Origin of the sequence: Streptomyces arenae (assembly GCF_022343545.1) — a bacterium.
GTDB classification, from domain to species: domain Bacteria; phylum Actinomycetota; class Actinomycetes; order Streptomycetales; family Streptomycetaceae; genus Streptomyces; species Streptomyces humi.
Window position 1 is genome coordinate 1 of record NZ_JAKQYH010000094.1, and the last position, 14,329, is coordinate 14,329.

Below are 14,329 nucleotides of genomic sequence, written 5' to 3' on the forward strand. Positions count from 1 at the left end.
CCGCCCGGCGCCCCCGCCGCGCCCCCCGCCCGTCCCGCGGCCGCTCGCGGGGCGCCGCCCGGCGCCCCCGCCGCGCCCCCCGCCCGTCCCGCGGCCGCTCGCGGGGCGACGGGCGCTGACCCGCGCGCCGCACGCGCGTCCGGTTCGCACCAGGGCGACGCCGTACCGGCGGACCTGTCGCCTATTCACGGACAACAGCGGGTACGTCTGCGATGATGCGCCGTGCCGGTCAGGCCGCGCGGGGAGGGGGTCGGGGGACGTGTCCGTACAGAGCCGTCAACACAGCCGGCAGCAGCGGGTGTTGTCCGTGCTGCCCTTCGCGGTGATGGGCGCGGTCGTCGTCGCGGACGTGGTGGCCGGTCCGTCGCTGGGTTTCCTGCCGCTGGTGTCGGTGGGCCCCGCCTTCGCCCCGCTCGTGGGCGGCTGGAAGCGCACCGCGTGCGTCGGCGCGCTCTCCCTGCTGCTCTGCCTCGCCCTCGGCTGGGTCGACGACCTGACCGACATGCGGCGCGGCGCCATGGCCCTCGGCTCGGTCGTGGGGGTCACCGTCGCCGGTCTGGTGGCCGTGTCCATGCGCCGCAGGCGGGAGGCCGAACTGGAGAGCGTCCGGTCGATCGCGGAGGCCGCGCAGCGGGTGCTGCTCAAGCCCGTGCCGAAGCTCGCCGGCCGGCTGCGGGCGGCCGTCTCCTACACGTCCGCCGTGGCCGAGGCCCGTATCGGCGGCGACCTGTACGAGGTGGTCGCCGCGCCGCAGGGCGTACGGGTGATCGTCGGGGACGTCCAGGGCAAGGGGCTGGAGGCGGTGGAGACCGCGGCACTGGTCCTCGGGGCGTTCCGCGAGGCCGCCCTCGACGAGGCGGGCCTGGAGGAGGTCGGCGGCAGACTGGCCCGCTCCGTCGACCGGCAGCTGGACGGCGAGCGGTTCGTCACCGCCGTCCTCGCCGAGGTCAGCGCCCACCAGGTGACCTTCCTGAACTTCGGCCATCCCGCGCCTATGCTGGTCCGCGACGACGGCACGGTCGACCTGCCCGAACCGGGGACCTACGCGCTGCCGCTCGGCCTCGGCGCCCACGGCACCGAGAGGCCGCAGCCGTACCGGGAGAGCTTCCGCCCCGGAGACCAACTGCTGCTGTACACCGACGGGATCATCGAGGCCCGCGACCGCGGCGGCCGTTTCTACCCCCTCGCCGAACGCGCCCACCTGCTCAAGGAGCACGATCCCGAGACCGCCCTGGAGACCCTGCGCCAGGACCTGCTCCAGCACGTCGACGGCCCCCTCCAGGACGACGCCGCCATGCTGCTGCTCCGCTACCGCTGAGGACCGCCTCCGCATCGGCGCCGGGTCCGCCACGGGCGCCGGACGCCGGGTGCCGGGTGCCGGGTGCCGGGCGCCGGGTGCCGGGTGCCGGGTGCCGGGCGGCCGGTCCCCGCTCAGGCCGGTGCGGGGCGCGGGCGGTGCGCGGCGGGAGCGCGCGCGGCGTCGGCGTCGAGGCGTTCCCGCAGGCGTACCCGCAGCGGATCCAGCTCCGGGACTCCGAGTTCGGCGGTGAGGGCCAGCGCCCGGGCCCATGCCGTGCGCGCGGGCAGCGGACGTCCGGCGGTGTCGTGGAGGTCGCCGAGACAGAGCAGGGCCGCGGCCTCGCCGTGCCGGTCGCCGGTCTGGTGGAACAGCACGACGGCCTGCTCGTAGTGGTCGAGGGCCTCGGCGTGCCGGCCCAGCCGGTCGTGGATGTAGCCGAGGCTGTCCTGGATGTGGGCCTGTCCGTTGAGGTCGCCCGTCCGCCGGGCCGGTTCGAGGGCCCGCCGGCAGTGTGCCAGGGCCTCCTGGTGGTCACCGAGCTGGGCGAGGATCCAGCCGATGTGGTTCAGCGCCGCGGACTGCCCGGCCAGGTCGCCGGCGGCCCGGTGGTGGGCGAGGCTGTCGTGGGCGTGGCCGAGCGCCTGCCGGTGCCGGCCCTGCGCCTCGGACAACCTGGAAAGGTGCTGGTGGACACGGGCCTGCCCGGCGTGACTGCCGGCCTCGCCGAACAGTTCCAGCGCGCCCAGGTAGTGGGCGCGGGCCTCGTCGGGGCGGTCCAGCCGGTCGGCGGCGAGCCCGAGCCCGCGCAGGGCCTCGGCCTGCCCGACGGCGTCACCGCCGCGCCGGGCGGCGGCCAGCGCCGTGGTGTGCGCGGCCGACAACGCGCGCCAGTGGCCGTGCCGGTCGAGGTAGGTCGTCAGCGCCGAGGCGAGCCGCCAGCTGTGGCCGGGAAAACCGGTGTCGCGTGCCTGTTCCACGGCGGCGAGCAGGACCGGACGTTCGGCCGCGAACCACGCCTGCGCCTGCCGGTGGTCCGACAACTCCTCGACCAGGGCGCCCTCCTGGGCGTCCGGCCGGGGCGCCGGTTCGGCACGTGGGGTCACCAGGGCGTCCGCCCGGCGGGCGGTGTGCAGGTAGTGGTCGAACACGCGGCGCGCGGCGTTCCGCCGGGCCTCCTCGTCGTCGTGCGCGGCGACGAGTTCGGCGGCGTAGGCGCGCAGCAGGTCGTGGAAGGCGTAGCGGCCCGCGGGCTGTTCGGTGAGCAGATGGCCGCGGACCAGGTCCCGCACCAGGGCCCCGGCGCGGGCGGCCGGCAGGCCGGCCAGGGCTGCGATCGCCGGGAGCGCGGCGCTCGGTCCGGGATGCAGCGCCAGTAATCGGAAGAGCCGGGCGGTCTGGGGGTCGAGCGCCTGGTACGACCAGGAGAACACCGCCCGTACCTCGCTGCTGGCCTCCCCGCCGTCGAGCGCGTCCAGTCGTCCGTCGGCGCGGCGCAGTTCCGCGGCGAGAGCCGCCAGCGGCAGGTCCGGCTGGGCGGCGGCCCGGGCGGCGACGACCGCCAGCGCGAGGGGCAGTCCCGCGCACCGGCCGATGATCTCCCGCACGGCGTCCGGATCGGCCGTGACCCGGTGCGCGCCGAGCCGGACGACCAGCAACTCCCGTGCCTCGCGGGGACCGAGCAGGCCGAGGGTCACCAGTCGTGCCCCCTCGGTGGCGACCAGCCCGGTCAGCGACCGCCGGCTGGTGATCAGCGCCAGACAGCCCGGGGCCCCCGGCAGCAGCGGACGCACCTGCTCGGCGTCGCGCACGTTGTCCAGCACCACGAGTACCCGGCGTCCCGTCAGAAGACTGCGATACAGCCCCACTTGAGCCTCCAGGCCGACCGGGATCCGGGCGGGCGGCACCCCAAGGGCGTCGAGGAACCCGCGTACCGCCTCCGCCGGGCCCATCACCGAGCCGCCGGGCGCGAACCCGCGCAGGTTCACGAACAACTGGCCGTCGGGAAAGGCATGCTGGGCTCGACGCGCCCAGTGCAGGGCCAGCGCGGTCTTGCCCACCCCGGCCGTGCCCGACACCGCCGTGATCACCACCGCGGACGGCTGGCCCGCCGCGGCGGCGAAGATGTCCTCCAGCTCCGCGAGTTCATGGTCCCGCCCGGTGAAACCCTGCACGCCCATGGGCAGTTGACCGGGAAGAGCGCCCGGCCAGGCGACCGCGCCGGACGGCGGCCGCGCCGGGGGAGCGACCCGCTCCGGGGTCCCGGACGGCACTGGTACGACGGGTTCGGCGGCGCCTCCCCGCAGGATCGCCTCGTGGATCTTCCGTAGTTCCGCACCGGGGTCGACGCCCAGTTCCTCGGCGAGCCGTCGGCGGACGGCCGCGTAGGCGTCCAGGGCCTCGGCGCCGCGCCCGGCGGCCCGCAGCGCCCGCATCAGCGCCTCGGCCAACGGCTCCACCAGCGGGTACTCGTCCAGGAGTTCGGTGAGCGGACCGATCACCGAGACGGGGTCGCTGACCCGCGCCTCGGCGTGCGCCCAGGCCACGGCGGCGTCCACGTGCTGCCGTCGCCACGCCTCGCGCACCCGCGCCACCCACGGCCCGCTCAGGCCGGCCAGCGGTTCACCGCGCCACACCCCCAGCGCCTCGCGCAGTAGCGCCGCCCGTTCCGCGTCGGGCCGCCCCGCTTCCCGGGCCCGGTCGGCCAGCTGCCGGAACCGGTGGACGTCCACCTGCTCCGGAAGGGCCTCCAGCAGGTAGCCGCCCGAGCGGCGCACCAGGCGCAGCGGGGCCCCGGCCGGGGCGGTCCGCTCGCACAGCCGGCGCAGCCGGGCCACGTGCGCGTGCAGCGCGCGCCGCGCCCCGTCCGGTGCCTCGGCGCCCCAGACCCTCATGATCAGCACGTCGACCGGTACGGGGCGGCCGGAATCCACCGCCAGCGCGGCGAGCACGGTACGACGCTGCGGTGGACCGACCTCGATGGTCCGGCCCTGTACGGAGAGTTCCACCGGACCGAGAAGACGCAGTTCCACCACGATGCCCACACTCCCCGCGCGGTTCGTCTTCACCCCACGCACACATTCTGGCGCGGGGTGACAACCTATCGACGACGTTCCCAGCCACAGTCGAACCCCAGTCTCAGGACACGGACTTCAGTCTGTTGGGACGGGGAGCCGCCAGGCACGGCGGCGCACCGCACCTGCGGAACGGCGGCGCACGGGCTGGTCCCCCGGCCGCTCGCACGGGGTGCCTCCGCGCCCCCTGCTGCCCCGGAGCGCGGGCCGGCCGTGCCCTTCGGGGCAGCGCGGCGGCCCGCACGGCGGCCGGTGAGGCAGGGGTGGGGTGCGTCCGCGCAGGAGTGCGGCGCACGTGTCGCGGCCCGGGGCGCCCAGCGGCCAGACTCTGCTCAAGATCGTGACCGGGGCCGCGGTCCGCGACACCGGCATCAGGAAAGGCCCGACCAGTGAACAGACCGCCGTTCTCACCCGTCGTCGCCATGTCGGCCAGACAGAGTCTGGGTCTCTCGCCCCAGCAGGTGACGGAACAGATGAACGCGTGCGGGGTCCCCGTCGACATCTCGATGATCCACGCATGGGAGGTCGGCGAGTACCGGCCCACGGAGGACGAGTTGTTCGTCCTCGCGGACGTGCTCTGGTGCGGGACCACGGACCTGATGGAGATCGAGGATCCGCGCACCCTCGCGGAGCACCGTCTCGCCCGCCGGTTCAGCACGGCGAAGCTGGCCCACGCCATCGGGATGGACACCGCCGAGTACGAACGGGCCGAACGGCGGAACACCTGGACCGGTGACGGACGACAGACGGCGGCGCTGCTGCGCGCCCTGAACCTCACCCTGCCCGAACTGGCGAAGGTAACCGAACAGCCCGGCACACCGGGAACGGACCTCCCGACGCCCCTCGGCGGCGGCCCTCTCCCGTGACCGGATCGGTCCGCACGCGGACCCGATGAGGCCTGTCGCCGAGCCCGCCACGCCGGTCAGGCTTGGGGCATGACCCGAGCACTCGTCGTCATCGACGTCCAGGAATCGTTCCGCGCCCGCCCGCTGTGGGAGACCATCTCCGACCCGAAGATCGCCGAACGGGTGGACCGCCTGGTGCGGCTCGCCCGCCGGGCGGGCGACCTGGTGGTGTGGGTGCTGCACTCCGAGCCCGGCAGCGGCGATGTCTTCGACCCCGCCCTCGGCCACGTCCGGCTGATGGAGGAGTTGCGGCGCCTGGACACGGAACCGCTGGTCCACAAGACCTCGCACAACGCGTTCACCACCACCAACCTGCAACAACTCCTCACCGCACACGGCATCCGCGAACTGACCGTGTGCGGCATCCGGACCGAGCAGTGCGTGGAGACCACCGCCCGCGTCGCGAGCGACCTCGGCTACCAGGTCACCTTCGTCGTCGACGCCACCGCCACCAACCCCGTACCGCACCGTGACGCCCCGGCCGGCCGGAGCGTCGCCGAACTGCTGTCGGACCCCCGCACCCTGAGCGCCGAGGAGATCATCAGGCGCACCGAGTACGCCCTGGCAGGACGCTTCGCGACCATCGCCACCGTGGCGGAACTGGAAGCCGCGGCCGGAGCCCGGGCATGATGACCGGATCGTGAACCACATCGTCTTCCTCCTGGTGCCCGGAGTCCATCTGCTGGATCTGGCGGGTCCCGCGCAGGTCTTCGCCACGGCCGCCGACTTCGGGCACCCCTGCACACTCAGCTACGTCGCCGAGCAGCCGCTGGTCACCACCGCCCAGGGCCTGCCGCTGGTGGCCCGGTGCGACTGGCCCGAACTCGGCCCCGACGACCTGATCGTGGTCCCCGGCTGGCGGGCCCGCACCCTCGCCGGTGGCCCCGCCCTCGGCCCGGCCGTCCTGCGGTCGCTCCGGGACCACCACGCCAGGGGCGGCACCGTCGCCAGCGTCTGCGCCGGAGCCGAGGCGCTCGGCCGGGCCGGCCTGCTCGACGGCCGCCGCTGCACCACCCACCACGACGTGCAGGACGAACTCGCCCGCCGATACCCCGGGGCGACGGTCGTCCCCGACGTGCTGTACACCGCCGACGACCGGGTGGTCACCTCGGCCGGCATCGCCAGCGGCATCGACCTGGCCCTGCATCTGGTCGCCACCCGGCACGGCCCCGCGGTCGCCGCCCAGGTGGCCCGGGACATGGTCGTCTACGCCCGGCGCAACGGCCACGAGCCGCAGGCCAGCGCCATGCTCAGACACCGCTCCCACCTCGACGACACCGTCCACCGCGCCCAGGACCTGCTCGACGCCCGCTTCGACCGGCCCCTGCCGCTGTCCGCCCTGGCCGCGGCCGTCGGCGTCAGCGAACGCACCCTCACCCGCCTCTTCACTCGCGCCACCGGCGGTCTCACCCCGCTGCGCTACCAGCAGACCCTCCGCCTCGAACGCGCCGAGCACCTGATCGGCCACGGTGCCACGGTCGACGCGGCCGCCCGCGCGGTCGGCTTCGAGGATCCCCGCATGCTGCGCCGCCTGCGTGCCCGCGAGCACTGACCGGGCCCGGCAGCGCGCCCTGCCGCCCGGCTTTACCCGCCTGGCACCAAGTAGGTACCATCGCTGTCATGCCTTCCCTGAACGTGTCTTTCACCGACGAGGAACTCGAGGGCGTCCGGGCCGCGGCGGCCGCCGAGGGCAAGAGCCTCAAGCAGTACCTGCACGACCTCGGAGTCCGCGAGATGCAGCGCAAGCGGTTCGTCGCCGGCGCGACGGAATGGGCCGACCGGCTGCGCGGCGAGTTCGACGAGGCATTCCCCGACGAAGTGCCGCCCGCCGAGCGCGGCGACGGAGCTGCCGCCGCCTGATGCCGCCTCTCTACATAGACGTCTCCTGGCTGCTGGACGTCCAGGAGAACGCCCTCGGCCACGAGGACCTGACCGTCTCGGACTACTCGGCGCTGGTGGCCGCGGTGTCCCGGCACAGGACCCGGCTGCCCACGCTCGCGGCGGCCGACCCGGACGCGGCGTGGCGTGCGGCGGCGCTGCTGCACACGATCGTGCGCCTGGAGCCGCTTCCGCACCGCAACAGCCTGTACGCCGCGTTCATCGCCGCCCAGTACATGGCGCAGGCCGGCGAGGGCATCGACCCGCCCTATGGCGCCCTGTCCGATCTGGTGCGCAAGGTCCGCGACACCCGTATCGGCGTCCAGGACGTCGCCGACCGGCTGCGCGACTGGAAGCTGTGACACCCTCGGCCGGACGCGCGGGCCGCCGCTCAGTCGGACAGCTCCCACAGCAGCCGGTAGTACGCGGTCCGCTCGCGGTCCGGCTCGACCCCGTAGGCCTCGAGCAGCGGGTCCTCCCAGCCCGGCCCGTAGTTCCAGCGGGTGCTCCAGGTGGCGACGGCGAGGTCGGCCCAGCGGTCGGCGACACCCAGCGCGCCGAGGTCGACGTGCCCGGTGTGCGTGCCGTCGTCACCGACCAGGGTGTTGGGGGCGCAGGCGTCGCCATGACAGACGACGAACCCGTCCACCGGCGGAACCTCCGCGACCGCGCCCAGCGCCCGCTCGACGGTACCGAGGTGCCGGAAGTCCCGGGACCAGGCCGCCGGGTCGAGCCGCCCTGCCGACGCGCGTGACCGCACCGCTTCCAGGCGGCTCTCGGCCGACCATGTGAACGGGCAGTCCGCGACCGGCAGCGTGTCATGGAGCGCCCGCAGCCCGGCCCCGACCGCGCGTACCGCCGTGCCGGGGTCGCGCTTCCACCGGTCGTCCACCGCCGAGCTTCCGGGCAGGCCGAGCGTGACGATCCAGGACCCGGTGTCGTCGGCGCCCTCGTCGAGTACGTGCGGCACCGCGGTGAACCTCGCCGCCCAGCGCAGCCGTGTCACCTCGGCCGCGAGGTCGACACCGCTGCCGGCCGGTGCCCACTTCACGAACCACCGCTGTTCGCCCAGACCGACCTGGAACGTCAGTCCGCCGACCTCGTTCCGCCACACGGCCCGCGTCGGGCGCCCCGCCGCGAGGTCGACGACGGCAGGCGGCAACTCGAGGGGGTCCCGGGGCGGTTCGGCGATCATCCGCCCATTCTCGCCCAGCCGGACATCGGCGGGTCGGCCTGTTCCCGGCGCCGCCGCGGGCGGCGGTTCCCGTACGGCCGCCGGTCCGCGCGGGTGCCGGTGGCGGTGACGCGGGTGCCGGCGGCGGTAAGTTGAACGACGGGAGAACCCTGAGGGCCGCACAGGTGGTGCCCTGAGGAAAAGGCCGAGACGGGGGCGTGACGTGACCACCGGGACGAGTGCCACCGCGCCGCAGGGACCCGGTACGGCGGGCGGTCGTGCGGACCCCGGGACGCGGTCCCGCCGGAGCCGGGTGGTGGCGGCGCCGCCCGACAGCGCCGCCGCCGCGCGCCTCGACTCCTTGCAGCGGACCGCCGGGAACGCGGCCGTGGTACGTCTGCTGACGGGGCACCGGACCCCGTCGGGGGAGGAGCGGACGGGGGACCGTTAGGCACCGGGGTCTGCCCCTGCGGCCCTTCCGCACCGCCGGCCCGCCGGCCTAGAACAGAGAGCTGGGCAGCAGAGAGTCGGCGAGGAGGACGGTCCATGCGCTCCGTCACACGGGATCACCACCACCCTGGCGAGCGGGGCCCGGACACGCCACGCGCGGTCACACCGCCGACGGACCTGAACGGCGCGTGGTTGCAGCACATCCGGCGCGTCGCCTCGGGCGAGGACACCGGCCAGGCGCACGCCCACGACCAGGCCCGGCCCGGCGCCCCCACCGTCCAGCGTGTGACGGCGTCGGACACGGCCGGCCGGTCCACCGCCGAGGACGCCGGACACACCGAGGACGCCGGACGCACCGAGGAATCCGGCCGTGCCGAGGACGCCGGCGGGTCGGGCAAGGAGATCATCGCCAGGCTCAGCAGCTCGATCGAACTGCACACCGTCCAGACGAAGTCGAAGCGGAACATCTTCGCCCCGGGCACCTGGTGGCCGGAACAGTGGCTGGTCGAGGGCCCCACGCGGCTCCGCAAGACCCTGGACCGGCGCGTGCTGCGCGGCGAGGCGTTCAACGACCAGGACCTGAGCGACATCCGGCAGCTCTCCGACGTCAACCCGAAGTGGCTCAAGGCCGTGGGCATCGGCACCTACGCGGACGCCGAGGCCTACCTCAAGGGAGACTTCAAGGACTGGCTGCGACTGAGCGCGGGCAAGCGGGTCCTCACCGCCACGCTGGCCGTCCGCGCGAACCACCCGGCCGTGCGCGCGGCCGCCGCACCGCCGATCAGCCCCGACTACACGCTCGGCCGGTTCATGCTCACCCAGGCATCCGGCACCTCGGTCGACGACCGCAAGCTCCTGGAAGCCGAACGGGACCAGCAGATCCGCGACACCGCCATCGACTCCCTGTATCCGGCGGGCATCGCCCCCGAGCGCCGGCACGCCGGTACCGTGCCGGCACCGGGCAGCCCGATCGGCAAGGACGGCAAGGAGAAGGCGCCCGACTACGTCCGCAAGGACACCAGGGCCCGCGAGATGCTCACGAAGATCCTGCTGGTCCTGCGCAACGGCCTGAAGCTCTACGACCCGGCGCTGGGCACGCACAAGGTGGATCACGAACAGGACGTCATCCGCGCCCTGGCACACGGCGGCCGCGTCAACGTCCGCATCCCGGCGCTCAGTTCGAAGGACGAAGCGGCCTACTGGCTGCCTCACTTCCTGGGCGTCACCAAGGACGCCACCAAGGGCGAGACCGCCGAGGACGTCTCGGAGCGCGACTTCGCCACCCACCGCACCTCCATCGGAGCCAACAAGGGCGACCAGCCGGGCAAGTTCAAGGAGAAGGGCGGCATCCTGGCGTCCGTCACCAACAAGCTCGCGGTCGGCGCGGCCAGCCCGAAGCTGTGGGGGCAGGACATCTCGGGCGGCGGCCTGGGCTCGAAGGACTGGAACGGCGACATGGTCCTGCCGAACGGTTCCTACGGCCACATCCTGCTGGTCTACCACCGCCCCACCATGGAACGCGACGGTTCGCTCCAGATCGGCATCGAGACCATCAAGCCGCACGCCGACAGCCCGGTCGGCTACGAGCACGACTTCCGGTCCACCGAGGCCACCTCGAACCCGGAGTCCGTCCTGCACGGCCACAAGGGCGACAAGGTGGGCTCCGGCGGTCTCGGCAAGAACGAACGCTTCGTCGACCTGCGGGAGATGGGAGCGTCCCACGCCGACGGGGACTGGCGTGCCTACCTGGACGAGATCCAGCAGGACTGGGAGAAGGCACTCGCCCGGACGGAGGAGGGCTCGCAGGAACGCCGGGCCCTGTACGAGGAACTGGTCGGCCCCCGCCCGAAGCCGTGACCCACGTCCCCGTGGCCCCCGGCCCGGGCGTCGTCCTACAGGAAAGGCGTCCCGGCGTCGAGGCCTGACAACACCCTGCCGTACAGCTCCAGGTTGGCGGCGGGGTTGACGAACGAGTGCAGGCTCAGGGCGTTCAGGTCCCGCACGATCCGCTGGACGGGCGCCTCCCGGTGCAGGGAGGAGGCGCCCGAAGCGGACCCGATCAGGTCGGCGGCCTCCTTGCACGACCGGGTCAGGTACCCGCACTGCGCCCGGATCCGGGCCCGCTCCCGCGTCGTGTACGGCTCGCCCTCGGCTGCCTTGGACTCAATCAGCCCGATGAGGTCGGCGGCGAGCAGTTCCGCGGCCGACACCTTCATCTCGGCCTCCGCGAACTGGAGATGCGTCACCGGTGCCTCGTGCTGGCGCTCGTAGAAGGTGTACGTGATGCCCCGCTGATGGATGCGCTCACCGAACTCCGTCAGAGCCGCCCGTGCCAGACCGAGGGCGTTCGCGGCCGTCCAGGCGCAGAACAGCAGCAGCACCGGCATCCGGTAGAACGGGTCGCCGCCGTTGCGCCGCGACGGGAACGCGCCCGACAGCAACGGCCCCACCGGCAGGACGCGATGGGCGGGCACGTGCACGTCCTGGGCGACGACGGTGTTGCTCCCGCTGCCGGCCAGACCGGTGACGTTCCAGTCGTCCAGCACCTTGAGCTCCGCCATCGGGATCGCCAGCCACAGCATCTCCGGCGGACCCTCCCCGGTGTCGGCCAGCGCGGTCAGCAGATGCCAGTCGGCGTCCTGGCAGCCGGTCGCGAACGGGGAGTTCCCGCTCACCACGTAACCGCCCTCCACCGCCGCTGCCCTCGAACCCGGGACGAGGGTGCCGCCCACCCGGACGTCGGGGCCGGTGAAGATCTCGTCCTGGGCCTCGTCGGGGAACAGGGCCGCGATGAAGGCGCACCCGGCCTGGATCAGCGCCATGAATCCGGCCGACCCGCACGCGGCGGAGACCGCGCTCAGCGCGTCGACCTGGGTCCGCAGCGAGGACTGGTAACCCCCGTGACGACGCGGGACGTTCATACGGTGGATCCCGGCACCCGTGAGTGCTTCGACGACCTCGCCCGTCACCCGCCGTTCCTGCTCCGTGCGCAGGGCGTGCGAGCGGATCAGCGGCTGGAGCGCGCGGACGCGTTCGACCAGACCGGTGCCCGAACCAGGTGCTGACGAACCGGCCAACGGACGACCTCCGGACTCGGCCCACGGACGGGACATCACCGTCGCGCCGATCCGGACGTCTGTCAACGCCTCGTCGTGGCAACGGAGTTCAGGTGCACTCTTCGGCTACGCTGAACCGGGAGGTGCCAAGTGGTCCTGCGGGAAAGCGAGTCGGGCGGGGCATCGCAGTCCACGACGGTGGTGGTGGTCGGGGCGGGCCCGGCCGGGCTGACCGTCGCCAACCTGCTGCGCACCTGCGGAGTGGACTGCGTCGTGCTGGAGCGCGGCAGCCGCGAGTACGTGGCGCAGCGGCAGCGGGCGGGCATCGTGGAGAGCCGCGCCGTGCGGATGTTCGAGTCCTGGGGGCTGGCCGACCTGGTGCTGGGCGGCGCCCCGCACGACGGCATCCTGGAGTTCCGGGTGGACGGCGAGACCCACCTCGTGGACGACACCGACGGCTCCGAGGGGCCCGGGGCACGGCTCTGCCCGCAGCAGCTCCTGGTCGCCAACCTCACCGCCGCCCATCTCGCCGAAGGCGGCGACATCCGCTACGAGGTGGCCGACGTCTCCCTGCACGACCTGACCGGAGACCGCCCCACCGTCCGCTACCGCTCCGCCGACGGCACCCCGCACACGATCACCTGCGACTTCGTCGCCGGCTGCGACGGTGACCACGGTGTCACCCGCGCCGCCGTCCCCGAGGGTGTCCTCAGCGCCCACGGCTTCGACCACGGCGTCGGCTGGCTCACCGTCCTCGCCGACGCCCCGCCTCCCGCCCACCCGCTGCTCGCCGTCAGCCCGCAGGGTTTCGCCGCGCATTTCCCCCGCGGGCCGCGGCGCAGCCGCTACTACCTCCAGTGCCCGCCCGACGACCGGCCCGAGGCCTGGCCGGACCACCGCGTCTGGGACGCGCTGCGCACCAGGCTCGCGGACCCCGCCCTGACCGCCGGCCCGATCACCGACCGGGAGACCTTCCGGCTGCGCAGCCTCGTCCACGACCCCATGCAGTACGGCCGGCTGTTCCTGGTCGGGGACGCCGCCCACATCGTGTCCCCCATGGGCGGCAAGGGCATGAACCTCGCCCTGTACGACGCCGATCTCTTCGCCCGTGCCGTCCGCGACCACGTCCGCGACCAGGACGACACCGCGCTGCGCAGCTACTCGCGGCGCTGCCTGCGGCGCGTCTGGAACGACCAGGAGTTCTCCCACTGGCTGACCCGGACGGTCCACGACGCCGGCGACGACACCCATCGCGGGCCGTTCCTGCGCAACCTCGCCCGCGCCCGCCTGCACCGCCTCTTCACCTCTCCCACGGCCGCGCAGGCCTTCGCGGAGCAGATGACCGGCCTGGACCCGGCCCCGAACCCTCCTGCCGCCACCAGCGGCTGACCGCACCCGCGGGCTCACGGAAGGGCTTCGGGGCGCTTCGTCCCGGTCAGCCGGCCGTGGCCGCCGGGTCGGGGGACAGGTGCTCGTGGACGGCGAGCCAGGTGCCGTCGCCGGTGCGGTGGAAGACGATGGTCTCGCGTTCGTGCAGCGTCTCCTCCCCGGCCCGGGTGGCGACCCGCGTGGTCACCGAGTGGGTGAACACGGCGGTGTCGCCGAGAAGCTGGAGCCGCCGGCCCTTCGAGTCGCAGGCGAGGACGCGGAAGCCGTCCTCCTCGCTCCACCTGTGCCACAGGCCGCGGTACTCCTCCGTGGAGTCCAGACGCCGGTCGGTGGTGTGGAAGACGAAGCTCGCGTCGGCCGCGAAGGCGGCGAAGTAGTCGTCGGTGCGGCCCTCGGCGAAGGCGGCGATCAGCGCGTCGGCCGCGGCGAGGACGGTGTCGTGGTCGTTGTTCATGGCTGCGGCTCCGGGATCCGGGCCACGGCGCGGACGGGTGCGCCGTCCGCGCCGGGCAGGTGCAGGGGGAAGAGGCTGACGTGCACGGCGTGGCCGGCCAGCTGGGCGTCGAGGACCTCGGCGAGGTTGGTGAGGTTCTCGGCGATGACGGCGTCCGCGCCGCACAGCACCCGGTGGGCGGGAAGGGTCTCGCCGGGCGTGGGGTCGACGCTGAGCGCGTCGACGCCGACGGTGCGCACACCACGGGCGACGAGCAGCTCGGCCGCCTCCGGGGTGAGGTACGGGTGGTCGTGGTAGGCGGCGGTGCCCCAGTGGGCGGACCAGCCGGTGGCGACCAGCACGATCCGGCCCTCGGGCACGGCGGCCAGCAGGTCCGCCCCGATGGCCGCCCGGGGCGGCAGACCCCGGGCGTCGACGACGTGCGCGGGGCCGTCGAAACGGTCCAGCGGCAGCTGGTCCAGCGCGGACAGGCCGTCCTCGATGTGGGAGGGGGCGTCCACGTGCGTACCGGACTGCGAGCCGATGTGCACCCGGAGGACGTTGACGCCGTCCCGGGCCGCGGTCAGCGCGGGCCGGATGTCCACCTGCGGGTCGCCGGGGTAGACCGGCATGCCGGTGCGCAGCGGCACCGACAGGTCGATCAGCCGCATCC

General features: G+C 74.0%; 13 protein-coding genes. 8 read left to right on the plus strand and 5 right to left on the minus strand.

The genetic code is table 11. The features are described 5' to 3' along the window. Positions 1-325: 325 nt before the first annotated feature. Complete coding sequence (locus tag MB828_RS44670) at positions 326-1,318, plus strand: PP2C family protein-serine/threonine phosphatase (protein WP_133023220.1); 993 nt, start codon at positions 326-328, stop codon at positions 1,316-1,318. Between the two features lie 113 nt (positions 1,319-1,431). Here the strand turns inward: MB828_RS44670 and MB828_RS44675 are convergent, their stop codons facing one another. Continuing rightward, on the minus strand, positions 1,432-4,365 hold the full coding sequence (locus MB828_RS44675) for an AfsR/SARP family transcriptional regulator (RefSeq protein ID WP_301653161.1): 2,934 nt from the start codon (positions 4,363-4,365) through the stop codon (positions 1,432-1,434). A gap of 428 nt (positions 4,366-4,793) precedes the next feature. On the opposite strand from MB828_RS44675, the gene MB828_RS44680 reads away from it, so the two are divergent. The 5 genes from MB828_RS44680 (at position 4,794) to MB828_RS44700 (ending at position 7,516) form a co-directional block, all read left to right on the plus strand. After that, on the plus strand, positions 4,794-5,237 hold the full coding sequence (locus MB828_RS44680; RefSeq protein WP_301653162.1) for a helix-turn-helix domain-containing protein: 444 nt from the start codon (positions 4,794-4,796) through the stop codon (positions 5,235-5,237). A 69-nt stretch (positions 5,238-5,306) separates the two neighbouring features. Beyond that, a complete protein-coding gene (locus MB828_RS44685; protein WP_301653163.1) occupies positions 5,307-5,906 on the plus strand; it encodes an isochorismatase family protein in 600 nt (199 codons plus the stop codon). A 10-nt stretch (positions 5,907-5,916) separates the two neighbouring features. After that, positions 5,917-6,828, plus strand: a complete 912-nt coding sequence (locus tag MB828_RS44690; RefSeq protein ID WP_301653164.1) for a GlxA family transcriptional regulator — start codon at positions 5,917-5,919, stop codon at positions 6,826-6,828. Positions 6,829-6,896: 68 nt separating this feature from the next. Beyond that, on the plus strand, positions 6,897-7,136 hold the full coding sequence (locus tag MB828_RS44695) for a hypothetical protein (protein ID WP_046727032.1): 240 nt from the start codon (positions 6,897-6,899) through the stop codon (positions 7,134-7,136). Beyond that, positions 7,136-7,516: a toxin Doc gene (locus MB828_RS44700; RefSeq protein WP_133023099.1), complete on the plus strand. Its 381-nt coding sequence runs from the start codon at positions 7,136-7,138 to the stop codon at positions 7,514-7,516. The genes MB828_RS44695 and MB828_RS44700 overlap by 1 nt, the downstream gene beginning before the upstream one ends. A 29-nt stretch (positions 7,517-7,545) precedes the next feature. Here the strand turns inward: MB828_RS44700 and MB828_RS44705 are convergent, their stop codons facing one another. Then, entirely contained in the window at positions 7,546-8,349 is an 804-nt protein-coding gene (locus tag MB828_RS44705) for an aminoglycoside 3'-phosphotransferase (protein ID WP_301653165.1), read from the minus strand. A 525-nt stretch (positions 8,350-8,874) separates the two neighbouring features. Here MB828_RS44705 and MB828_RS44710 point away from each other — a divergent pair. Then, positions 8,875-10,635: a PE-PGRS family protein gene (locus MB828_RS44710; RefSeq protein ID WP_301653166.1), complete on the plus strand. Its 1,761-nt coding sequence runs from the start codon at positions 8,875-8,877 to the stop codon at positions 10,633-10,635. A 35-nt stretch (positions 10,636-10,670) separates the two neighbouring features. Here the strand turns inward: MB828_RS44710 and MB828_RS44715 are convergent, their stop codons facing one another. Further along, positions 10,671-11,921 carry an acyl-CoA dehydrogenase family protein gene (locus MB828_RS44715; RefSeq protein ID WP_343236253.1) on the minus strand — a complete coding sequence of 417 codons (1,251 nt, stop codon included), beginning with the start codon at positions 11,919-11,921 and terminating at the stop codon, positions 10,671-10,673. 63 nt (positions 11,922-11,984) lie between these two features. On the opposite strand from MB828_RS44715, the gene MB828_RS44720 reads away from it, so the two are divergent. Then, positions 11,985-13,223, plus strand: coding sequence for a 4-hydroxybenzoate 3-monooxygenase (locus MB828_RS44720; protein WP_301653167.1), 1,239 nt, complete (start codon positions 11,985-11,987; stop codon positions 13,221-13,223). A 46-nt stretch (positions 13,224-13,269) separates the two neighbouring features. Here MB828_RS44720 and MB828_RS44725 read toward each other — a convergent pair whose 3' ends face one another. After that, positions 13,270-13,677: a YybH family protein gene (locus MB828_RS44725; RefSeq protein WP_301653168.1), complete on the minus strand. Its 408-nt coding sequence runs from the start codon at positions 13,675-13,677 to the stop codon at positions 13,270-13,272. Continuing rightward, the gene (locus tag MB828_RS44730) at positions 13,674-14,327 is read right to left on the minus strand and encodes a cyclase family protein (RefSeq protein ID WP_301653169.1); all 654 of its coding nucleotides are present in this window, start codon (positions 14,325-14,327) and stop codon (positions 13,674-13,676) included. Before MB828_RS44730 ends, MB828_RS44725 begins: the two co-directional genes overlap by 4 nt. Positions 14,328-14,329 lie beyond the last annotated feature (2 nt).